General features: G+C 70.5%; 18 protein-coding genes. 7 read left to right on the top strand and 11 right to left on the bottom strand.

Annotated features, from left to right (window positions below; translation table 11 throughout):
- Positions 1 to 267 precede the first annotated feature (267 nt).
- Together BKH28_RS12360 and BKH28_RS12355 are read right to left on the bottom strand one after the other, a co-directional pair.
- A complete protein-coding gene (locus BKH28_RS12360; protein ID WP_075419085.1) occupies positions 268 to 1,665 on the bottom strand; it encodes a class I SAM-dependent RNA methyltransferase in 1,398 nt (465 codons plus the stop codon).
- Entirely contained in the window at positions 1,662 to 3,770 is a 2,109-nt protein-coding gene (locus BKH28_RS12355) for an APC family permease (RefSeq protein WP_075419084.1), read from the bottom strand. Before BKH28_RS12355 ends, BKH28_RS12360 begins: the two co-directional genes overlap by 4 nt.
- Before the next feature lie 91 nt (positions 3,771 to 3,861).
- Between BKH28_RS12355 and BKH28_RS12350 the strand changes: the two genes are divergently transcribed.
- Together BKH28_RS12350 and BKH28_RS12345 are read left to right on the top strand one after the other, a co-directional pair.
- Positions 3,862 to 4,485 carry a potassium channel family protein gene (locus BKH28_RS12350; protein WP_256695994.1) on the top strand — a complete coding sequence of 208 codons (624 nt, stop codon included), beginning with the start codon at positions 3,862 to 3,864 and terminating at the stop codon, positions 4,483 to 4,485.
- Positions 4,486 to 4,488: 3 nt separating this feature from the next.
- Positions 4,489 to 5,151 (top strand): potassium channel family protein, encoded by a 663-nt coding sequence (locus BKH28_RS12345; protein WP_075419082.1) that lies wholly within the window; start codon positions 4,489 to 4,491, stop codon positions 5,149 to 5,151.
- 15 nt (positions 5,152 to 5,166) lie between these two features.
- Here the strand turns inward: BKH28_RS12345 and BKH28_RS12340 are convergent, their stop codons facing one another.
- The 4 genes from BKH28_RS12340 to BKH28_RS12325 are packed head-to-tail and all read right to left on the bottom strand — an operon-like array spanning position 5,167 to position 7,395.
- Positions 5,167 to 5,943: a DUF3159 domain-containing protein gene (locus BKH28_RS12340; RefSeq protein ID WP_075419081.1), complete on the bottom strand. Its 777-nt coding sequence runs from the start codon at positions 5,941 to 5,943 to the stop codon at positions 5,167 to 5,169.
- 33 nt (positions 5,944 to 5,976) lie between these two features.
- Positions 5,977 to 6,354, bottom strand: a complete 378-nt coding sequence (locus BKH28_RS12335) for an OB-fold nucleic acid binding domain-containing protein (protein WP_075419080.1) — start codon at positions 6,352 to 6,354, stop codon at positions 5,977 to 5,979.
- Positions 6,355 to 7,062 carry a DUF3710 domain-containing protein gene (locus BKH28_RS12330; protein ID WP_075419079.1) on the bottom strand — a complete coding sequence of 236 codons (708 nt, stop codon included), beginning with the start codon at positions 7,060 to 7,062 and terminating at the stop codon, positions 6,355 to 6,357.
- 27 nt (positions 7,063 to 7,089) lie between these two features.
- The gene (locus tag BKH28_RS12325; RefSeq protein WP_004565030.1) at positions 7,090 to 7,395 is read right to left on the bottom strand and encodes a DUF4193 domain-containing protein; all 306 of its coding nucleotides are present in this window, start codon (positions 7,393 to 7,395) and stop codon (positions 7,090 to 7,092) included.
- 338 nt (positions 7,396 to 7,733) lie between these two features.
- On the opposite strand from BKH28_RS12325, the gene sepH reads away from it, so the two are divergent.
- On the top strand, positions 7,734 to 9,194 hold the full coding sequence (gene sepH, locus BKH28_RS12320) for a septation protein SepH (RefSeq protein ID WP_430515704.1): 1,461 nt from the start codon (positions 7,734 to 7,736) through the stop codon (positions 9,192 to 9,194).
- A gap of 64 nt (positions 9,195 to 9,258) precedes the next feature.
- Here sepH and BKH28_RS12315 read toward each other — a convergent pair whose 3' ends face one another.
- Together BKH28_RS12315 and BKH28_RS12310 are read right to left on the bottom strand one after the other, a co-directional pair.
- On the bottom strand, positions 9,259 to 10,578 hold the full coding sequence (locus tag BKH28_RS12315; protein WP_143224146.1) for an alkaline phosphatase family protein: 1,320 nt from the start codon (positions 10,576 to 10,578) through the stop codon (positions 9,259 to 9,261).
- Between the two features lie 11 nt (positions 10,579 to 10,589).
- Positions 10,590 to 11,210, bottom strand: coding sequence for a DUF5998 family protein (locus tag BKH28_RS12310; protein ID WP_178388889.1), 621 nt, complete (start codon positions 11,208 to 11,210; stop codon positions 10,590 to 10,592).
- 151 nt (positions 11,211 to 11,361) lie between these two features.
- Between BKH28_RS12310 and BKH28_RS12305 the strand changes: the two genes are divergently transcribed.
- Together BKH28_RS12305 and BKH28_RS12300 are read left to right on the top strand one after the other, a co-directional pair.
- On the top strand, positions 11,362 to 13,911 hold the full coding sequence (locus BKH28_RS12305) for a DNA gyrase/topoisomerase IV subunit A (protein WP_075419077.1): 2,550 nt from the start codon (positions 11,362 to 11,364) through the stop codon (positions 13,909 to 13,911).
- A 68-nt stretch (positions 13,912 to 13,979) separates the two neighbouring features.
- A complete protein-coding gene (locus BKH28_RS12300; protein ID WP_178388888.1) occupies positions 13,980 to 15,620 on the top strand; it encodes an amidohydrolase in 1,641 nt (546 codons plus the stop codon).
- A gap of 25 nt (positions 15,621 to 15,645) precedes the next feature.
- On the opposite strand, the gene BKH28_RS12295 is transcribed toward BKH28_RS12300, so the two are convergent.
- The 3 genes from BKH28_RS12295 to BKH28_RS12285 form a co-directional block, all read right to left on the bottom strand.
- Positions 15,646 to 16,698 carry a GNAT family N-acetyltransferase gene (locus BKH28_RS12295; protein ID WP_075419076.1) on the bottom strand — a complete coding sequence of 351 codons (1,053 nt, stop codon included), beginning with the start codon at positions 16,696 to 16,698 and terminating at the stop codon, positions 15,646 to 15,648.
- A gap of 128 nt (positions 16,699 to 16,826) precedes the next feature.
- Entirely contained in the window at positions 16,827 to 19,079 is a 2,253-nt protein-coding gene (locus BKH28_RS12290; protein ID WP_075419075.1) for a DNA gyrase/topoisomerase IV subunit B, read from the bottom strand.
- 103 nt (positions 19,080 to 19,182) lie between these two features.
- Positions 19,183 to 19,968 (bottom strand): hypothetical protein, encoded by a 786-nt coding sequence (locus BKH28_RS12285; RefSeq protein ID WP_075419074.1) that lies wholly within the window; start codon positions 19,966 to 19,968, stop codon positions 19,183 to 19,185.
- A gap of 180 nt (positions 19,969 to 20,148) precedes the next feature.
- On the opposite strand from BKH28_RS12285, the gene BKH28_RS12280 reads away from it, so the two are divergent.
- A complete protein-coding gene (locus BKH28_RS12280; RefSeq protein ID WP_178388887.1) occupies positions 20,149 to 20,421 on the top strand; it encodes a DUF7455 domain-containing protein in 273 nt (90 codons plus the stop codon).
- Positions 20,422 to 20,643: 222 nt separating this feature from the next.
- Positions 20,644 to 21,054: a rhodanese-like domain-containing protein gene (locus tag BKH28_RS12275; protein WP_075419073.1), complete on the top strand. Its 411-nt coding sequence runs from the start codon at positions 20,644 to 20,646 to the stop codon at positions 21,052 to 21,054.
- The last annotated feature ends 74 nt before the right edge of the window (positions 21,055 to 21,128 follow it).

Here is a 21,128-nt window from a genome sequence, read left to right as displayed (position 1 = left end):
GACGCCCACTCCCACCGAGGTCCCCACGCCCGGCACCTCGGCCAGCACGCCACCAAGCAATAGCGGCAGCAACCTGGCAAGCACCGGCTCCAACGCCGTGCCAGTCATCGCAGCCATGGCCGCATTCCTGGTGACGGGATATGTGATCCTGGCCGTCCGTCGTCGCGCATCGTGACCGACCATCGGCTGACTAGGCTCCTTCCCGGAGCATGAGATGGGCCCCAGTCCGTGAAGGACTGGGGCCCATCGCCTTTGCCGTCGATTGGCTCAGGATCTGTCAAGCACCGCGATCGTCTCGAAGTGGTGCGTGTGCGGGAACATGTCCAGCGCACTCATGGACCCCAGCACATAGCCGGCCCGCAGAAGGGTTCCCAGGTCCCGAGCCAAGGCCGCTGGGTCACAGGCCACCAGGACGATCCGTTCGGCTCCCAGGGCGCTGACGGCCTCGATGACCTCGCGCCCGGCCCCCTGCCTCGGTGGATCGAGGACGACGACGTCGGGGCGACCGCCGGTGAAGGAGCCGGCGAGCTCGCGCACCGAGCGGGCGCTCACGCGTCCCGAAGCCAGGCGTGCGGCGGGGTGGTCGTGCAGTGTGCGGCGGGCGTCGCGAACGGCCTGCTCATTGCCCTCCAGGGACAGGACCTGACCGCCGGCCCCCACAAGAGAGGCCAGCGGCAGGGTGAACAGGCCGGCCCCCGAGTAGAGTTCCAGGACGCGGCGGCCGGCGGCACGTTCAAGGTTCTCCCCCAGGGCGCCCCGCACGACGCGCTCGACCAGCACCCGGGGGGCGTCGACGTGCACCTGCCAGAAGCCCTCGGCATGGACGGAGTAGGTCAGCTCCCCCAGCCCCAGGGCGGACGCGTCCACGACCTCCCGGACGCGGCGCCGCCCGGTGCTGCGGGCCTGTGCGGTCAGGAGCCGCTCGTCGAGCAGGACGACGGGCTCACCGCCGCTGGGGGCGATGGCCTCGATGCGCATACCGGGCCGATAGTGGGCGCGCCAGCGGGAGCGCTCCAGCAGTCCGATCTCGGTGATGGCGGGAACGGCCAGGGGCAGGCGGTGCAGAGGCAGGACCGTCCCGGAGCGGAAGGCGTGCATGCCGGGCCTGCCGTCCTCACTCACCGTCAGGCTGATGCGGGTGCGGGTGGCGGTCCCGGCCAGGGCACGCCGTCGAGCACTGGTGGAGGCCTGGGCCACGGCGTCAGTGGGCATGGGCTCGATCGGCACGGCGGCTGCGGCGGAGGCCTCGGGCAGGGAGGCGACGGCGTCGGCCACCTCCTGTCCACCGATCCGCCGCAGGCAGTCGGCCAGGACCCAGCGCTTCCAGGTGCGCTGGGCGTCCAGGGCCACGTGGGCGAGCTCTCCCCCACCTACGCCCGCCGGGCCGGCCTCGGGCCAGACGGACTCGACGCGGTCCGGGGATGCCTGGAGGATCTCAACGGCATCGGCGCGCCAGGTCCGCGAGGTCATCTCGGTCAGGCGGGCCCGCACCGTCTCACCGGGCAGGGAGTGACGCACGAAGATGACGCGACCGCCCGGGTCGTCCACGGGGCGGGCCACGCAGTGCCCGCCGTGCGCCGGTGCCCCCACTGCCAGGGTCAGCTCGCGTGGCTCGCCACGACTGGGGGCGGGCTGGTCTCCGGTCCGGTTGGGCTGGGGGGTCATCGAATCTCCTGGTGGTCTGCTCCGACGCCGCCGGTGCTGGAGCGGCCGTGCTGGTCGAGATGACTGAGGTGGCTGTCGACGTGACGGCGCATGGCGACGTCGGCGTCGATGATGCCCTCGGCGGTGCGGGCACGCACACCGTGGTGGAAGTGCCGCTGACCGGGAAGTCCCAGCTGCCAGGGCACGGAGGCCACGACGACACCGGGAGTGAACAGCAGGACGGTCTTGAGGCGCAGGGCGGTCTGGTTGTGGAGGATCTGCTCCCACCAGTGGCGCACGATGTACTCGGGCAGGAAGACGACGACGAGGTCGCGGGGGGACTCGCGGCGCACCGAGCGGACGTAGTTGATGACCGGGCGGGTGATGTCCCGGTAGGGAGAGTCCAGGACCGTCAGGGGCACGGCGATGTCGGCCTCCTCCCAGGCGTCCAGGAGGTGCTCGGCGCCGCCATCGCCGGTGTCCACCGTCAGGGCCTCCAGGGCGGTCGGGTGGGTCGACTGGGCGTAGGTCAGGGCCCGCAGCGTGGGCTGGTGGAGGCGGGAGGCCAGGACGATGGCGTGGACGTGGGCCGGCAGGACACGGGCGTCGTGGAGGTCGGAGATGGCCACCTCCTCACTGACTCTGCGGTAGTGGCGGCGAATCCGGTTCATCACCAGGTAGAGCAGCGCCATGATCGTCAGAGTGATCCAGGCTCCCCGGGTGAGCTTGGTGAGCAGGACGATGACTAGGACCGTCCCAGTGCCCAGCACGCCGATGGAGTTGATGATGCGGGCGCGGTGCATGCGTGAACGGGCCCGGGGCTCGGTGGCGATGGTGAGCTCGCGCGTCCAGTGGCGCACCATGCCTACCTGGGAGAGCGTGAAGGAGATGAACACACCCACGATGTAGAGCTGGATGAGGCGGGTCGTGTTGGCCTCGAAGCCGATGAGGAAGGCCACGGCCCCCAGCCACAGGACGATGATGCCGTTGGAGAAGGCCAGGCGGTCGCCGCGCTGGGAGAGCTGGCGGGGCAGGAACTCGTCACGGGCCAGGACGCTGGCCAGGACCGGGAACCCGTTGAAGGCGGTGTTGGCGGCCAGGACCAGGATCAGCCCGGTGACGGTGGCGACCAGGTAGAACATCGGGCGAAAACCGGAGAAGACGGTGGCGGCGATCTGTCCGATCGCGGGGTCCTGGTGGTAGCCGTCCCCGACCGGGACACCGTTGCGCAGGAGCTGATGGGCCGGGTCCTCCACCATGCGCACGCCGACGGCGCCGGCCAGGTGGATGACGCTCATGAGCATCAGCGCCGCGATTCCGCCCAGGAGCAGCAGCGTGGTGGCGGCGTTGCGGGACTTGGGGCGCTGGAAGCTGGGCACGCCGTTGGAGATCGCCTCCACGCCGGTCAGGGCCGCGCACCCTGAGGAGAAGGCCCGCAGGACCAGGAAGCCTCCGGCCAGGCCGGTCAGGCCCTGCTCCCAGCCGGCGTGGGTGAGGACGTCGAAGCCGGCGGACTCGGCCCGCCCGAGGGTCCCGGTCAGCTCCTGGACGAGGCCGACGACGGCCATAATGCCGATGACGCCCATGTACAGGTAGGTGGGAATGGCGAAGGCCCGACCCGACTCGCGCGAGCCGCGCATGTTGAGCACGGCCAGGACGGTCACGACCGCGACGGCGATCTCCACCTTGTAGGGGACCAGGGCGGGCAGGGCGGCCGCGAGGTAGGAGGTGCCCGAGGACACCGAGACCGCAACAGTCAGGACATAGTCGCTCAATAGGGCCGAGGCCACCAGGAGGCCGGCGTGGGAGCCGAGGTTGGCCGAGACCACCTCGTAGTCGCCGCCGCCCGAGGGGTAGGCGTGGACGGTCTGACGGTAGGAGGCCACGACGACGGCCAGGACGCCGACGACGGCCAGGGCGACCCATGGGGACAGTGAGGTAGCGACGACGCCGGCCACGGCCAGAGTGATGAGCACCTCATCAGGGGCGTAGCCTACGGAGGACAGGGCGTCGGAGGCGAATACCGGAAGGGCGATCCTCTTGGGCAGGAGCGTCTCCCCCAGGGCTCCACTGGGGACGGGACGGCCGACGAGAAGCCGCTTGATGCGGTCTGCGAAGTCACGCACGTCTCCAGATGTTACGTCCGCGGCCCGACAACGGAGTACCGTCCTCCTCGTGCACTTCGTCATCATGGGCTGTGGCCGCGTCGGAGCGTCCATGGCTGTTCAGCTCGACCGTATGGGGCACTCGGTGTCCGTCATCGACCGCTCCTCGGACTCCTTCCGCCGCCTGCCCTCGGATTTCAACGGCCGCAAGGTCAAGGGGGTCGGCTTTGACCGCGACGCCCTGGAGCAGGCGGGCATCGACGAGGCCTACGCCTTCGTCGCGGTGTCCAACGGGGACAACTCGAACATCGTGGCTGCGCGCGTTGCCAGGGAGAGTTTCGGCGTGGACAACGTCGTCGCCCGGATCTACGACTCGCGGCGAGCCGACGTCTACGAGCGCTTGGGCATCCCCACGGTGGCCACCGTGCGCCAGACGGCCGACCAGATGATGCGCCGTATCCTGCCGGGTTCCAGCGCCCGCGAGCTCGAGGACCCCTCGGGCACGGTTGCTCTCATCCAGCCCAACGCCTCCCCGCAGTGGGTCGGTACGACGATCGGGGCGCTGGAGGACCGCCTGAGGGTGCGGGTGGCCTGGATCTCGCGCGGTGCCACGGCGTTGCTGCCCGAGGCCGTCACCGTCATCCAGGAGCATGACCGGCTGCACCTGGCGGTGAGCACCGACCGTATCGGCCAGGTTCGCCGCGCCCTGTCACACGCCCCGACCCAGGAGGCCTGAGCCATGCAGATCGTGATCGCCGGAGCCGGATCCGTGGGCCGTTCCATCGCCCGCGAGCTCATCAGTCACGGCCATGAGGTCACCCTCGTCGACCGTTCCGCCGAGGCCATGCGCATCGCCTCGGTCCCGGAGGCCGACTGGCAGCTGGCGGACGCCTGCGACATCGACGCCCTGGAGCGCGCCGGGGCCGAGACCTGCGATGTCATTGTGGCCGCCACCGGGGACGACAAGGCCAACCTGGTCATCTCCTTGCTGGCCAAGACCGAGTACGGAGTGCCCCGCACAGTTGCGCGCGTCAACAACCCCAAGAGCGAGTGGCTCTTCGATGAGACCTGGGGCGTGGACGTGGCCGTGTCGACCCCGCGCTTCATGACGGCCCTGGTGGAGGAGGCCGTCAGCGTCGGCAGCCTGGTGAGCATCTTCCACTTCCACCAGTCGGGCGCCTCCATGCATGAACTGACCCTGCCGGAGGACTCACCGGTCATCGGCGAGCTCGTCACCGACATCGAGCTGCCGCCCCATACGGTGCTGGCAGCGATCCTGCGCGACTACCGTCCCATCACACCGGACCGTGACGAGCGCTTCGAGCGTGGCGACGAGCTCATCTTCCTCACGGCGCGCGAGGGAGAGTCCAGCCTGGAGGAGCTGCCCCTCATCTTCACGTGACGGTCAGGGGCGGTACTACCGCTCGGCGGACGCCTGCGCCTGAGCGATCCGACTGGGGGCCACCAGCAGCCAGATGAACCACAGGGTCACGGCGTACAGCGGCACGCCCAGGATGAGGCGGGCCGCCCCGAGGTACGACACGGCGTGAGCACCGGCCAGGTAGAGGGGCACCTCGACGACGAGCCGCAGGGCGAACATGAGCGTCAGGACCCAGGTGCCCGCGTGGTAGCGGCGCCTGACAGCACGCAGGGCCGGCTCGGTGCGCCAGGCCGAGGGACGCGCGACCGGATCGTCGTCGGCCTGGGGCCTTCCGGTGCTGCCCGAGTCCTTGCTCGTGTCACCGCCCTCACCGTGGCCTGACTCGTCGGTGACACGATGCCACAGAGTCATGAAGGTGCCCACGAGCGGCCAGCCGATGAGCAGGGAGACCAGGCAGGCGACCAGCCAGGCCGCGTTGATCATGAGTCCGGTGGCGTAGAAGTTGGAGGCGTCGCCACTGCGCCAGGCCCACAGGGCCGAGACGAGGACCAGCACCACCCCGCCGACGACCTGAGCCGGGGACTGGCGCTGCACCAGGCGGGCTACGAGGCAGATGGCGCTGATGGCCAGGGAGGCGAGCAGAGCAGCCACCAGCGCGGTGGGCCGCACCGCCATGACCAGGACGAACATGAGGGTGGGCACGACGGACTCGAGGATGCCGCGCCACCCGCCCACGGCGGCCATGGCGTCGAAGCGCTCGGAGTCGATGGCCCCCAGGCCCGTACGGGTGGTTCCAGTGGAACGGCTGCTCATTCGTAGGTCCTTCCCGCAGGTGGCTGCCGGTTGCTACTGCCCCGGCCCCAGCAGGCGATAGGCGGGGTTGTGGATCTGCTGGCGGTGGGTGCCGTCGGCGACCCGCCCCTCAGCAAGGAGATGGGCGCCAGGCTTGATGCCGGGGATGCGTCTCCGGCCCCACCACACCAGGTCGATGCTGCCGGTGCCGTCGTAGAGCTGCCCGACGAGAATGGGCTTGTCCTGGCTCGAGCGGTAGGTGACCGCCTGCAGCACACCTGAGACGTGGGCCCGCTGGCGCGAGGTCAGTGACCCGATCGGATCGGTGCCCCGGCGGCTGGCGGAGCGCTCCTCCTCCTCGGCCTTCAGGTGCTCACGGCTGGTGCGCAGCGATTCGTAGAGCCGCTTCACACGGGCCGACAGCGCCCCCATCTAACGCACTTCGGCGATGGTCGGCCCGGGCGCCAGCGGGTCGATGCCGGGCAGGTCCTCGGCCTCGGGTCCGGTCACGGCTCCGGGCGCGTGCAGGGGCAGGATCTCCCGAGGCGGACGGGCCTGGCCGTCACGGACGACGACGATTCCGCGCAGTACTTCCCGCAGTGCCTGGGCGGAGTGCTCGGAGGAGGCGGCAGGCCCCTGGAGGACGCCGCGCAGGAACCAGCGGGGGCCGTCGATCCCCAGGAAGCGGATCGTGCCTGTCGCCATCGTGCCGTCGGGGCCGCGCATGGGCAGGTGAGCGACCAGCTCGGTGCCGTGCTCCCCATGGTTCTCCTCGTAGCGGGCACCGTTCCCGGCGAGCTCGTTGGCGATGTCACCGCGGAGCTCGTCCCAGATACCCGCGGTGCGCGGCGCGGCGAAGGCCCTCAGCTCGAGCGCCGAGCCGCCCAGCGCCAGGACGACGGCGGTGACGGTGCCGTCGGGCGCCTGCTCCAGGCGCAGCTGCATCCCGTCAACGGCCGGGACCTGCAGCGCGCCCAGGTCGATGCGGGGCACCTCCTCCTGGTCCTCGGGCAGCTCACTGAGGTCCCAGGGGCCTGACGCGGCGGTTTCGTCGAGGTCGTCGTCGCCGAGGTCGTGCCCGAGGGTGGACTCGTCGGAATCGGTGGTTGCGTCGTCACGACGGCGCGAGAACAGTCCCATGGGGATCTCCTGAGTTGGGTGGGAGCGTCAGCCGGCGCAGTCGGCGCACACCGGAAGACCGGTCGCCTCGTCGACGAAGGCCAGCTGGCTGCGGTGATGGACGAGGAAGCACTCCGAGCAGGTGAACTCGTCCTCGAGCTGAGGAACGACGTGAACGCTCAGCTCCTCACGGGACAGGTCAGCCCCGGGAAGCTCGAAGCCCTCGGCGGCCTCGTTCTCGTCCTCCTCGATCGCGGCGGAGGACTGGTCCTTCTGCCGCGAGGTCAGCTCTTCGATGGAATCAGCCTCAGGCTCGTCATCATTCTTGCGCGGGGCGTCGTAGTCGGTCGCCATGGCCTCGTCACTCTTTCTGTCGACGGCTCTCGGGTGACCTTCGGAAGACGGAAGTCGAGCCGTGCACGCACACAGGCGTCGTGCCGACGATTCGGCGCCCCCGTCCCGGAAGGCACGCGCACAATAGCACCGCCAGACGGCCCGTCAAGCCAAATCGCCCGACGGAAGAACACGATTCGCTTGCAGTGCGCCCGACCCGAGGGTTTTCACGAGGGTATTCACACGTGCTTCACATGTGGCACACCGCTGAGCCTCCCACGGCTCGGCGTCTGCGGATGGCAGGCTGTGGGGCACAGTGGAGCATATCGTGCTGACACGGGATGAAGGAGGCCCCGCCCATGGTCGAACTCGAGCTGCTGGGTGCCAACGGTGACACGATTGTCATGACGGACGAGGACGGCGAGCGTTACAGCATCGTCGTCGACGACGCCCTGAGGGCCGCGGTGCGCCGCGACCGTGGAGCGATCCTGCCCCCGTCGGGGACGGTCGCAGAGGCGCCGGCACCCCTGCGCCCCCGGCAGCTCCAGGCCTACATGCGCGCCGGTGCGACCGCGGCCGAGGTCGCGATCAGCACGGGCATGGATGTGGAGCACGTGCGCCGTTTCGAGGGGCCGGTGCTCGCGGAGCGTCAGTGGGCCGTCTCGCAGGCCCAGTCCTGCCGGATCGGCTGGGAGAAGGACTCCCCCCTGCTCGGAGAGCTGGTGGTGGACCGACTGGCCACGCGTGGTGTCGACCCTTCCAGCCTGGAGTGGGACGCGTTGCGCGAGGGCCGCGACCCGTGGCTCATCATGGTGACCTTCGTACAGTCCGCTGAGGAGAAGCAGGCGCGCTGGTCACTGGACCTGACGGCCCGCGCGGTTCACGCCCTGGACGATGAGGCGCGCTGGCTCACGGAGGCCGGAGCGGGGGCCAAGCGCCCAGCCGTCTTCGACCAGGACTCGAAGGCCCCCGGAGCGTCCGCCTCGGCGCCGTCGGCCCAGTCGGGGCACTCCCCCGCGGCCGCGGGCTCAGCGGCCGGCAGCGCGGTCTCGGCCGTCTCCGCCCCGGCTGCGGCCTCCGGCGAGTCCTCCGGGCTGGCCGTCGAGATGCCCGCCGGGATGCTGCCGGTTCGGGAGTACGGACGTCCCACCAGTGGCGCCATGTCGGCGGATGACACCGACGCGCTGCTGGCCGACCTGGCCTCCAGCCGGGGCCAGCGCGTCGAGGTGGAGATGCCCCAGGACGACGACCTGAACGGCTTTGCCGGCGAGAGGGGCGGCGATGAGGACGCCTTCACCGATCCTCACGGCATCGACTACACCAGCAGCCCTGAGAGCCCCGAGGTCCCCTCACCCCCGGCCCGCGGCATTGAGGAGCGCCGCGCCGAGGCCAGCACCAGGCAGGCCGACGAGCCCTTGGAGCAGGCCGCAGGCCTGAGTGCACAGGTCTACTCAATGTCGGAGCGCAGGCGTCTGCACACCGGCAACCACCCGGCCGGCACCAGGCTGGTGACGGCCTCCAGTGCCCCCTCGGCGGCACCGTCGGCACCGAGCCCCGCTGTGGAGCGCGTCCCCGTAGGACGTCAGGCACCGCTGGGGGCGGAAAGTCCCACTGAGCCGGTGCCGGAGATCCCCATGCCCTCGCGCTCCGAGGTCCTGGCCAAGGCATCCCCCGGCCCGTCGGCCGCCTCAGCGGCGGGCACGCAGGAGCCCCTGCCCGACATGCCCAGGACGTCTCCGGCTAAGAAGAAGTCCCGCCGTCGCTCACGGCGCTCCGTGCCCTCCTGGGACGAGATCGTCTTCGGCGCCAGGCCCGAGTAGCCCCGGGTCCGGGTCGGACCTCTCCCCGAGAGCCCTGTGGAGCTCGTAGAGCCTCTCGGGCTCCTCAGGCCTCGGTGATGAGCAGCGGCACCTCGGTCTCGGCCGGGGTGAAGGAGCCGTGGACACCGGGCATGGCGATGGCCGACTCGGAGTGGACCCGAGGATCCACGAGGACCCAGGTGTCGGCCATGGCCACGACGACGTCGCCGACGACACCTCGTGCACGTGGGCCGAGGGCGCCCAGGTGATCACCGGCCTGCTCCCGGGTCCCGATCCACATCGCGCGCTCCCCCAGGACGCGGCGGTAGCGCTGGGCCACCTCGGCGGCAAGGTCCGTGTCGCCGTCGGCGACATGCAGGTGCGTCAGCCTGGGCTCGCCGGCCACGGCGACGACATCGCGAACGAGCTCACGGTGGGAGCTCAGGTCGATGCGGTGGCCAGGATCGGTGTCGACCATGCCGTGGTCGGCACTGAGGATGATCCTGGTCCCTGCGGGGACGCGGCGGGCCAGCTGGGCCATGGCGGCGTCGAGGCGCTCGAGCTGGGTCAGCCACTGCTCGCTGAGCCATCCGTGCTTGTGACCGGTCTTGTCCAGCTCGCCGACGTAGAGGTAGACCAGCGGGGTGCCGCGGCGCAGGGCGCCGGCGGCCAGGCCGGGCCGGTCCTCCAGCCGGTCCGCCCCCAGGTGGGAGGCACCTCGTAGGGCGGCCTCGGTCAGGCCGGATCCGGCGAAGCGGGTCGGTCCGATGCTCACCGCGCTCCCGGCCGGGAGCCGCTCGAAGATCGTGGGCACGTCCTGCCAGGACCTGGGGCTGGGGACGTTGTCACCCTTCCAGGTGATGAGGCTGAGAACCTGGTCGGGGCCGGGGACGGCGGAGGCGTCAAGAACTGGCCCCAGGCGGGGGTTGAGCACCGAGTAGCCGACCATGCCGGTGGTGCCGGGCAGGGCGGAGGTTCCCAGCATGGTCAGGGCCGCGGCCGTCGTCGAGGGCCGACAGGTGAGAATTCCGTTGCCGTTGCCGTTGCCGGCAGTGCCGGCCTCGCACTGTCCCAGCCACCGACGCAGGGTGGGGGTGTGTCCGCGACGCTGACGGAGCATCTCCAGGCCCAGGCCGTCCACGAGGACGACGACGGTTCCCGGGCCACCGCCGGCCTCCCCGGCCGGCTCGATCCCCCAGCTGCGGGCGACCATGCGGGCCCGGGCGTCGGAGACGACAGGTTCAACATCGGGGCTGAGGTCAGTAACGCCGTCGTACGCGGTGTCGGACAGGGACAACCCGGCGCTGACGGCACCGACCGCCAGGACGTAGCGGAGCGCCGGATCCTGTGGGGAGTCCAGGGCGGGAACCGATGCGGGCTGCCCGCTGACGGTCCGGGGGCCCATCACCGGCCCCGTCACAGTGAAGCGGCGCGGGCCGCCATCTGAGAGAGCCGACCGGCGAAGGTCTCGGCGCGGGCCAGGGCGGCGGCGCCCTCCACGCCCGCGGCCACGCGGATGACGACGTCGTCGGGCACGGACACGCCGGTCATGCCGTGATCGGCCTGGCAGTCGGGGTCGCCGCAGGTGGCCGGCTCCATGTCGAGACGACGCACCGAGCCCCAGGAGACCGCGATCGTCATCTCGGTGAGGGTGCCGCCGCCCTGGGCGGGGTCGGAGACGCCACGGGTCAGGGCCATGGAGCGGATGCGGCTGAGCGGAACGGCCTCGCTGGTGGCCAGGGCGCCGGGGCTGCCGTCGTCACGGGGGGTGTCGTCAACGTGGACGATGATGAGACGGGTGGGGGTCAGGGCCAGGACGGTCAGGTGGCGGTGGACCGCCTCGGCGAAGGTGGTCTCGGCCTGAACCATGCCGGAGAGGATCTCCTCCTCGCCCGCGGCCAGGCGGAGGGTGTCGAGCACCAGCTCGGGGTAGTAGCCGGCGAGCTCCACCTGCTGCACCAGGTCGGTGAAGGCCTCCTGCGACGCCTCGCACGAGGCGGGAGCGGCGGCCGAGTTCTGGCCTGAGTGGGTCGTCATGGTCGCCATTGTGCCATCGTCCGCCCCTTCATCGTCGAGCGCCGGTATCCCCCTGCCCAAGGTCGGCCGACTGCTCCGGGCGGGTGCGTCTGACCTGTCACGCCCGGGTGTCGTGGTTTGTTTTCGGCCCGATTCCTCGGAGAATGCGCCCATGCCGAAGTCTGCCACCACCCGGACTCCTCCCCCGACCGACGGGGAGATCGTCGACCTCGACCTGTCCACGGAGATGCGCACCAGCTTCCTGGAGTACGCCTACTCCGTCATCTACGCGCGCGCCCTGCCCGACGCCCGCGACGGGCTCAAGCCGGTTCAGCGTCGCATCCTGTTCCAGATGGATCGGATGGGGCTGCGCCCTGATCGTCCGCACGTGAAGTCCTCCCGGGTCGTGGGCGACGTCATGGGTCGGCTCCACCCCCACGGCGACACCGCGATCTACGAGGCGCTGGTGCGCCTGGCCCAGCCCTTCACGATGCGTCTGCCGCTCATCGACGGTCACGGCAACTTCGGCTCACTGGACGACGGTCCGGCGGCCCCCCGCTACACCGAGGCGCGTCTGGCTGCGTCGGCCCTGGCGCTGACGGCGGACCTGGATGAGGACACGGTCGACTTCGCCCCCAACTACGACTACACGCTCACCGAGCCCGAGGTGCTGCCGGCGGCCTTCCCGAACCTGCTGGTCAACGGTGCGGCAGGCATCGCGGTGGGTATGGCCACGAACATGCCGCCGCACAACCTCGTGGAGGTGGTGGCCGCCGCCCGGCACCTGCTGACTCACCCCGATGCGAGCCTGGAGGACCTCATGGCCTTCGTGCCGGGGCCGGACCTGCCCGCCGGCGGCATGATCGTGGGTCTGGACGGAATCAGGGAGGCCTATCGCACCGGGCGGGGCAAGTTCCTCACGCGGGCCACCGCTCACGTGGAGTCCGTCTCCCCGCGCCGCAAGGGCATCGTGGTCACGGAGCTGCCCTACATGGTCGGACCTGAGAAGATCATCGCCCGCATCAAGGAGGCGGTGGGCTCCAAGAAGCTTCAGGGCATCACCGACGTCGCCGATCTCACCGACCGCAGGCACGGAACCCGTCTGGTCATCAGCGTCAAGAACGGCTACAACCCCGAGGCCGTCCTGGCCCAGCTCTACAAGCACACGCCGCTGGAGGACTCCTTCGGCATCAACAACGTCTCCCTCGTGGACGGTCAGCCCCACACCCTGGGCCTGCGGGAGCTGCTGGAGGTGTTCGTGCGCCACCGCCTCACAGTGGTCACCCGGCGCACGCGTTTCCGCCTGGGCAAGCGTCGCGAGCGCGCCCACCTGGTGGACGGCCTGCTCATCGCCATCCTCGACATCGACGAGGTCATCGCCGTCATCCGCTCCTCCGACGACGCCGCCACGGCGCGCACCAGGCTCATGCAGGTCTTCGACCTCACCGAGCCGCAGGCCAGCTACATCCTTGAGCTCCAGCTGCGCCGGCTCACGAAGTTCTCGGTCATCGAGCTGGAGAAGGAGCGTGACGAGCTGGCCCGGGAGATCGAGGCACTCGAGGCGATCCTGGCCGATGACGTCCTGCTGCGGCGCGTGGTCTCCCGTGAGCTGGCGGCCGTGGCCGAGCAGTTCGGTACCCCGCGGCGCACAGTGCTGCTGGAGGCCTCCGGTGAGCCGGTGACGTCGTCGGCCGGCAGCGCGGCGACTCCGGACGATGCCTCCGCCGCCTCAGGTGGCGGTGCGAAGCGGGCCGGCGCCTCCGCTCAGCCGATGACGCTCATGCCCAGCGCCTCCCCCGTGCCGCTCACCGTTCCCGATGACCCGTGCCGGGTGGTGCTGTCGGCCACCGGGCTGGTGGCGCGTATTCCCGGCGCCGAGCCGGTGGCCCGCACCGGTGGGCGCCAGCCCCACGACGCCCTGACCTCCCAGGTGCCCACCACGGCGCGTGGGCGGATCGGCGCGGTCACCGACACCGGGCGGCTGGTACTGCTCGACGTCGTCTCCACCACGGAGGTGCCCCGCAGCGAGGGGGCCCCGGGGCTGGCCGGTGCGACTCAGGTTCGCCAGCTGGTGGATATCGACCCCGAGGAGAAGGTGGTGGGCCTGGTTCCGGTGGGGTCTGCCGACAACCCGCCGATCGTCCTGGCCACGGCTGACGGTGTCATCAAGCGGGTCAAGCCCGGCGATGAGCCCAGGAACGCCGAGAGCTGGGAGGTCATCTCCCTGTCCGAGGGGGACCGGGTGGTCTTCGCGGGCACCGCGGCGGACACGGACTTCCTGGCGATGGTCACCTCTGACGCCCAGCTGCTGCGGTTCCAGGCCGCCAAGGTGCGCCCGCAGGGCCGGGGGGCCGGCGGCATGGCGGGGATTTCGCTGCACGAGGGCGCCCGGGTCATCGCCGGTGCGGCGGTTCCTGAGGAGCTGCTGGCCGAGGCGGTGGTGGTCACGGTGGCGGGGTCCGAAGGATCCCTTCCGGGCACCGGCGGAGGCAGTGTCAAGGTCACCCCGTTGGATCGTTACCCGGCGAAGGGACGGGCCACGGGCGGAGTGCGTTCTCACCGTTTCCTACGCGGTGAGGACGAGCTGATGGTGGCCTGGGTGGGCGTGGCCCCACCGCGGGCGCTGCGCGAGGGCGGTAAGCCGGTCGCGCTGCCGGAGCCTGATGAGCGACGCGACGGCTCCGGCTCGCCGCTGCCGGCCCCCATCATCGGAATCGGCTGATAGGGCCCTCTGGTAGGAGTGTCCCGGAGATCCGCCCGTGAGCAGGGCGGATGTGCCTAAAGTGGCCCATGGCCGATCAACCCTCCGCAGACCTGCTCATCAGGGACGCCCGTATCGTCCCCTTCCGGTCCCGCGCCGAGCTGGGTGCGCTGCACCGTGGTGCTTCGAACCCCGGTGGTCTGGCCGCGCCGCCTCCAGGTGAGCCCGTCGACGTGCGTGTGACGGGTGGGCGCGTCGTCGAGGTGGGGCGGGGGCTGAGTGCTCCTGGGGTGCGGGTTCTCCAGGCCGATGGTTCCTTCCTCATTCCCGGTCTGTGGGACGCTCACGCCCACCTGGACATGGAGGCGGCGCGCTCGGCACGCATCGACACGCTGTCCACCCGCAGCGCCGAGGAGGCCCTGGAGCTGGTGGCCCGGGCGCTGGGGGATCATCCGGCCGGTTCGCGGCCGGCCACGATCCAAGGATTCGGGCATCGTCTGTCCAACTGGCCCCGGGTGCCCACGGTTGCCGAGCTCGACGACGTCACCGGGGAGATTCCCACGTTACTCATCTCCGGGGACGTGCACTCCGGGTGGCTGAACTCGGCAGCGCTGCGGGCTCTCGGCCTGCCGGGGGCCAGTGCCCAGGACCCGGGGGCGCCGATGAAGGAGGACCCGTGGTTCGCCCTGCTGGACCGGCTCGATGAGGTTCCGGGGACTCGCGAGCTGCGGGAGTCCGGCTACCTGCAGGTCCTGGCTGACATGCTGGCCCGGGGCATCACCGGCGTGGTGGACATGAGCTGGTCGGAGGATCCCGGTGACTGGCCGCGGCGCCTGCAGGCCATGGCGACCCAGGGCGTTCTTCCTGAGGTGCTGCCCCGTATCCGTATCGGGGTCTACCGCGACAAGCTGGAGCTGTGGATCGCCAGGGGCCTGCGCACCGGGACCGAGCTGACCGGCTCACCGCACCTGCCCGACGGCTCCCCGGTGCTGGTTCAGGGGCCGCTCAAGGTCATCGCCGACGGGTCGATGGGATCGGGCAGCGCGCACATGTGCGAGCCCTACCCGACCGAGCTGGGGGTGGAACACCCCCACGGTGTGGTCAACATCGACCGGGCCGAGCTCACCGACCTCATGGCCCGCGCCGCCCGGCAGGGCTACGAGATGGCCATCCACGCCATCGGGGACGCGGCGGTCGACGACGTCGCCGCCGCCTTCGCACACTCGGGAGCCACCGGGCGCCTGGAGCACGCCCAGCTGCTGCCGGCCGACGCCCTCGACGAGCCCGACGGGGCGCTCAGGCGCCTCGTGGGCTGCGGCGTCGAGCTGTCGGTTCAGCCTGCCCACCTCATTGATGACTGGGCGGCCGTGAGTCGGGTGTGGCCGGGGCTGGAGGGGCGCACCTACGCCTTCGGGGACATGGTGTCCGCCGGGGCCCTGCTCCAGCTGGGCTCGGATGCGCCGGTGGCGCCCCTGGACCCGTGGCTGGCCATGTCGGCCGCCGTGGGACGTCGGACGCCGGATGGCTCGGTGTGGTCGCCGGATCAGCGGCTGACGGCCGAGGAGGCGCTGGCGGCCAGCGTCAACGGGGCCGGCCCGGTGGCGGTGGGTTCCCCGGCGGACCTGGTGCTCCTGGCTGAGGACCCTCTGCGCCTCGGGGCCGAGGAGCTGGCGGGCGTTCACCCAGTGGCGACCATGGTGGCCGGCGCCGTGGCTCACCTGCGAGGGTGAACCGCCCGAGCGGAGAGCACCCCGCTCAGACGTCGAGGGCGTAGAGAATGGTGCCGCGGGTGGGCACGTAGCCCAGGGACTCGTACAGGTCCACGGCACCACTGGGGTTGTCGGTGTCGACGCCGGCGGCGGCGTACTCCATGCCGTCGGTGGCGTAGGCGCGCATGGCGGCCACCAGCAGCGCCGGTCCGATCTGGCGGTGGCGGTAGTCGCTCAGGACCCCGAGCACATCGGTGTAGCCCTCGCGCCAGCCCAGTGCCTGCCAGTCCTGCTCGTAGCGGCCCGAGCGCAGGTATCCGGCAACGCGGGCCCGGTCCCCGGACCGGTCCATGGCCACGAAGCTCCACTGGGGAGCGAAGTAGGCGCTGCCCGCGGTCCAGTCCTCGGGGGTGACGTTCTCCGTCTCCCAGGTCTCGGCCATCGCCTGGTTGTAGGCACGGCGGACGTCGTCGTCGATCTCGGGCGTCCACGGGTCAATGGTGATGAAGCCGTCCAGGTCCACCTCGGGGATCTCGTCGCCGAGGAAACGGCGCACCTCCCGGTACCAGCGCATCGGCTCAAAACCCATGTCCGTGAGATGCCCCTGCATGCGCTTGTCATCCTCCATGACGGTGGTGACCACGTGGGCGGGGACCTGGGTCGACCCCTTGCCCGGCACGGAGCCGGCCCGTTCAGCACCCACGAGGTGGCGGGCCCGCTCGGCCTGCCAGTGCAGGAGGGCACGTCCGATACCGCGCTTGCGCATGGCCGGATCCACAGTGCCTGTCATGGAGGCGTAGATCTCGCCGGCCGGGCGGAGGCGTACCAGACCGAAGGCACGCATGACGCCGTCGGTGTCACGGCCGGCGACCCCGGAGTAGGTGGGGTCGAGGAAGTACTCGGCCGTCTCCTGCTCACTGGTGCGGTAAGGCGGGTTGTCGACGTCCTCGGCCCGGGCGATGAGCGCGGCCAGCTCGTGGTTGTCCTCCGGGCCCAGAGGCCGCCAGGACAGCTCCCGCGACAGGGACGAGCGGGGCCCCGGGCGCAGGATGGGCCACGGCGAGGATCCCGCCCGGCGGATACCGTAACCGGGCGCCATAGCGCACCTCCCTCATGAGGACGAAGAATAACGATCAGTCGACGAACAGCGTGCCTCGCCCTCAGGCGGGCCGCGGCACGAAGGCTACCGACCCTACCTGACTGAACGGCCGAGATCTGAGGCCTTGGTCAGGCGTCGATGCGCTCGCGATCAACGTCACGGGCGCCCGCGACGATGAATTCGCGGCGGGGCTCGACCGACGAGCCCATGAGAAGATCGAAGACGGACTCGGCCTCCATGACCTGGGCCTCATCCCCCAGTGTGATGCGCCGCAGAGTGCGGTGCTGGGGCTCCATGGTGGTCTCGGCGAGCTGGTGGGCGTCCATCTCCCCCAGGCCCTTGTAGCGCTGGGGCTCCTTGAAGCTGCGCCCCGAGCGCTCCAGGCGGCGCAGGGTGGTGACGAGCTCCTCGTCGGAGTAGGTGTAGATGATCTCCTTCTTGCGCCGCCCCGAGCCGGAGACCTCGATGCGGTGCAGGGGCGGGACGGCGGCGAAGACCCGACCCGCCTCGATCATGGGGCGCATGTAGCGGAAGAAGAGGGTCAGCAGGAGGGTGCGGATGTGGGCGCCGTCAACGTCGGCATCGGTCATGAGAATGACCTTGCCGTAGCGGGCGGCCTCCAGGTCGAAGGTGCGTCCGCTGCCGGCACCGACCACCTGGATGATGGCCGAGCACTCCACGTTGCGCAGCATGTCGGCCTGGGATGCCTTCTGCACGTTGAGGATCTTGCCTCGGATCGGCAGGAGCGCCTGGAACTCGGAGTCGCGGGCGTTCTTGGCAGTTCCCAGGGCGGAATCGCCCTCGACGATGAACAGCTCGGAGGCGGCGACGTCGTCGCTGCGACAGTCGGCGAGCTTGGCCGGCAGGGAGGAGGTCTCCAGGGCCGTCTTGCGGCGGGTGATCTCCTTGTGCAGGCGCGCCGAGACGCGGGCGCGCATCTCGCCGACGATCTTCTCCTCCAGGGCCCGCGCCTGGGTCTTGAGGTCCCGTTTGGAGGAGGTCAGCAGGGCGGTGAGCTCGCGGTCGACCACCTTGGAGACGATCTGGCGCACGGGCCCGGTGCCCAGGACCTCCTTGGTCTGTCCCTCGAACTGGGGCTCGGGCACGCGCACGGTGATGACGGCGGTCAGGCCCGCCATGATGTCGTCCTTCTCGACGCGGCCGTCCTTGGAGGTGAGCTTCAGGGCCCGGGAGTCGGCCTCGATGCGCTTGCGCAGCACCTTGGTGAGGGCCTGCTCGAACCCGGTCAGGTGGGTGCCGCCCATGGGGGTGGCGATGATGTTGACGAAGGAGCGCTCCGTGGTGTCGTATCCGACCCCCCATCGCAGCGCGACGTCGACCATGCAGGTGCGCTCGACCTCGACGGGCCGCAGGTGACCGCTGGCCCGGTCGAGCTGCTGGACGGTCTCGGTGTAGGTGCCCTCACCGGTGAGGCGGAAGGTGTCGGTGACCGAGCCGTCGGAGGCCAGGAAGTCGACGAAGTCGGCGGTGCCGCCCAGGGCCTGGAAGACCTCGACGCCCTCGTCGGCGCCGGTGTCGAACAGGTCGCCGCGGTTCTCGGTGGCGTTCTTGGCGGCCGCCCGCAGGGTGACCTCGTGGACGGCGTCGTCGGTCTCGCCGGCATCGGCGGCGGGCGTGGTGGAGGCGGCGATGGCCTCGGCCTCGGGGCGCTTGTCCTCCAGGCGCAGGGTGAGGCCCGGTACGAGGAAGCTGGTCTGACGCAGGCGGGCGCGCAGGGCGGCGGCGTCGTACTCGGTGGGCTTGGGGAAGATCTGGGGGTCGGCCCAGTAGCGCACCCGGGTGCCGGTCACGCCGCGACGCACCTTGCCGATGACGCGCAGCTCGGAGGCCTTCGTGAACTCGGTGAAGGGTGAGGAGGGGCTGCGTCCGGCGGAGTCGTCGAAGATGCCGGGCTCACCGCGGTGGAAGCTCATGGCGTAGGTCTTGCCGCCACGGTCGACCTCGACGTCCATGCGCTCGGCCAGGGCGTTGACGACGGACGCCCCCACTCCGTGCAGGCCGCCGGCGGCGCCGTAGGAGCCGCCGCCGAACTTCCCGCCGGCGTGCAGCTTGGTGTAGACGAGCTCGACGCCGGTCAGTCCGGAGGAGGGCTCGATGTCCACGGGCACGCCGCGCCCGTTGTCGCGCACCTCGATGGAGCCGTCGTCGTGGACGGTCACCGAGATGTCGTCGCCGTGCCCCTCGAGGGCCTCGTCGACGGCGTTGTCGACGATCTCCCACACGCAGTGCATGAGGCCGCGCTGGTCGGTGGAGCCGATGTACATTCCCGGGCGCTTGCGCACGGCCTCGAGCCCCTCCAGGACGGAGAGGTGGCGGGCGGAGTAGTCGCCCCGGCTGGTCTTGTTCTCGGATGAGGGCACGCTGGGAATCTAGCCGATCAGTGCCGCCGGCGCCTTGTGCCCCGCCGCGACAGGCGTGTGGCGTCCTACGTCATGCAGCCGCCATCCGAGGCCGTCGGGGCCTCTACCCAAGCGGGAGGGCGGGGCTCACCCTCGCGCTGCCGATCCCACGGCCCGCCTTACCCAGCCGGAAGCGCACCCGCTTCTTGAGCACAGTGCCTGAGACGGCCCGCCCGTCCACCAGCCCCTCAGCGGGGAAGAGCGTGAAGGTCCACCGCTCGGCGTAGTCGGAATCGGGGACGAGGCCGGGCGGGCACTGCAGGAGACGGGCTCCCCAGACCTGACGGGTCATGAGGGCCCGGGTGTCGACGCCGTCGACCTCGAAGAGCTCCGCGGGGGCTGCGGTGACGTCCTCATGGCTTCCCGCCGAGATCCCGTACTGGCCGACGACGCCGGCCACCACCATCCAGCCGTCCTTGCCCAACGTGGTCCCGGCGAGGTCACCGGGGTCAGCGGCGCCAGTGAGGTCAACACCCTCCCCCAGGGCCGGGTCGACGAAGTCCTCGAGCAGGTCGGGCTGCTGATCACGGCGGATACGCGGTTCCACGGCGCCCCGGGTGTCGAGTCGGTCGACGGACGGAATCGCCAGGAGCCCGTAGTCGACGTCCTCGGAGAAACGAAACGGGGCGAAGTGCGCTCGCAGGTGCGCCACCGCCCGCTCGGCCCGCTCCCAGCGGGCACCGGCGCCGTCTCCGACTCCTGCACCCTCGTCCAAGCACTCGGCGACGACCTCGGCAGGCGGCCGCAGCCCCACGACCTCCAGCCGCCGGCGAAGGGCAGTGTTGGTCACCCAGCCCGATTGCTCCAGACGCGCGATCTCAAGGTCGCGGAACTCCTGCACCACCGACATCCTGTCTGCTCCCCTCCCGACTTTCCGGGCGTTGACGGCTCGCTACCACCCAGCATTCACCCGATCGGTCATATCTGTGGTGACGTGCACCATGGCAGGGATGCGCCGTGGGCGAAAGCGCGTGCGCCTCAGGCGGAAACGGCTGTCTCCGACAGGTGGAAGCGCCTGCGTCATGATGCAATGCAGTCCATGAGCACAACCGGAACCTCGACCGCCGCACAGGCGGTGACCACCCTGGACGAGCAGACCACTCCTGCCGCCGACTCCGCCGAGCGCCCGCTGACCACAGCCGACCGCTGCGACGTCTGCGACGCACAGGCCTACGTCCGAGTCGTCATGCTGACCGGCGAGCTCTTCTTCTGCGGCCACCACGCCCGCAAGCACGGAGAGAAGCTCAAGGAGGTCGCCCTGCTGTTCCAGGACGAGACCGCGAACCTGACCGCCGGCAGCTGACGCCGCCGGCCGACCCAGCCGACGTGGACTTTTTCACTGACGTCGGCGCTGCGCTTCACTGAGTATCACAGCCATTTTCTACCGGATGCCGCATATCCTCCTCCCTGAGGCCCTGCTCCTGTTCCCTCCCCGAGTCCCCCGGCACAGAGCCTTACGCTGATTGAAGCATCCCGCCCCTCATCCAGGCTCGACGAAGCCGCGTGACCCTTCAAGGAACTGTCTGTGAAACGCCCCCTCCGCGTCATGACCGCCTCTGCCCTGCTCGTCTTCTGCGGCGCACTAGCGCTTTCCGGATGCTCCGGCTCCGCCGGCTCCAGCGCCTCCCCCTCAGCACACACCGCCCCAGCGGATGCGGAGGCCACCGGCCCCGTCGTCATCATCGACCTGCGTTCGGCCGAGGAGTTCAAGAAAGGGCACTTGGAGGGCGCCGTCAACTACGACTTCTCCTCGGGTGACTTCTCCAGCCAGATCTCGAGCCTGGACCACAACTCCCAGTACCAGCTCTACGGCTCCGCCGATCAGCCCAAGATGGCCAGCGCCGTCATGCGCAACGCCGGCTTCGCCGGCGTCACCGAGCTGGGGACCTTCGACGCGGCCAAGAAGACCACCGGAGCCAAGGTGGTCACCGGCTGATACCGGGCCGGCCAGGAGGGCACCACGGTCTCCTTTTGGCCGCCTCATGACTTGTGTCAACGGCGTCGGCCCCG

Origin of the sequence: Actinomyces oris, assembly GCF_001937665.1 — a bacterium.
Taxonomy (GTDB): Bacteria; Actinomycetota; Actinomycetes; order Actinomycetales; family Actinomycetaceae; genus Actinomyces; species Actinomyces stomatis.
This window is presented reverse-complemented; position numbering and strand designations above follow the sequence as displayed.

Excerpts from the sequence above, each read along its gene's own strand:
- BKH28_RS12360 (WP_075419085.1), bottom strand. The coding sequence starts at position 1,665 with ATGACCCCCCAGCCCAACCGGACCGGAGACCAGCCCGCCCCCAGTCGT.
- BKH28_RS12350 (WP_256695994.1), top strand. The coding sequence starts at position 3,862 with ATGGCTGTTCAGCTCGACCGTATGGGGCACTCGGTGTCCGTCATCGAC.
- BKH28_RS12345 (WP_075419082.1), top strand. The coding sequence starts at position 4,489 with ATGCAGATCGTGATCGCCGGAGCCGGATCCGTGGGCCGTTCCATCGCC.
- BKH28_RS12340 (WP_075419081.1), bottom strand. The coding sequence starts at position 5,943 with ATGAGCAGCCGTTCCACTGGAACCACCCGTACGGGCCTGGGGGCCATC.
- BKH28_RS12335 (WP_075419080.1), bottom strand. The coding sequence starts at position 6,354 with ATGGGGGCGCTGTCGGCCCGTGTGAAGCGGCTCTACGAATCGCTGCGC.
- BKH28_RS12330 (WP_075419079.1), bottom strand. The coding sequence starts at position 7,062 with ATGGGACTGTTCTCGCGCCGTCGTGACGACGCAACCACCGATTCCGAC.
- BKH28_RS12325 (WP_004565030.1), bottom strand. The coding sequence starts at position 7,395 with ATGGCGACCGACTACGACGCCCCGCGCAAGAATGATGACGAGCCTGAG.
- sepH (WP_430515704.1), top strand. The coding sequence starts at position 7,734 with ATGGTCGAACTCGAGCTGCTGGGTGCCAACGGTGACACGATTGTCATG.
- BKH28_RS12315 (WP_143224146.1), bottom strand. The coding sequence starts at position 10,578 with ATGGGCCCCCGGACCGTCAGCGGGCAGCCCGCATCGGTTCCCGCCCTG.
- BKH28_RS12310 (WP_178388889.1), bottom strand. The coding sequence starts at position 11,210 with ATGACGACCCACTCAGGCCAGAACTCGGCCGCCGCTCCCGCCTCGTGC.
- BKH28_RS12305 (WP_075419077.1), top strand. The coding sequence starts at position 11,362 with ATGCCGAAGTCTGCCACCACCCGGACTCCTCCCCCGACCGACGGGGAG.
- BKH28_RS12300 (WP_178388888.1), top strand. The coding sequence starts at position 13,980 with ATGGCCGATCAACCCTCCGCAGACCTGCTCATCAGGGACGCCCGTATC.
- BKH28_RS12295 (WP_075419076.1), bottom strand. The coding sequence starts at position 16,698 with ATGGCGCCCGGTTACGGTATCCGCCGGGCGGGATCCTCGCCGTGGCCC.
- BKH28_RS12285 (WP_075419074.1), bottom strand. The coding sequence starts at position 19,968 with ATGTCGGTGGTGCAGGAGTTCCGCGACCTTGAGATCGCGCGTCTGGAG.
- BKH28_RS12280 (WP_178388887.1), top strand. The coding sequence starts at position 20,149 with ATGCAGTCCATGAGCACAACCGGAACCTCGACCGCCGCACAGGCGGTG.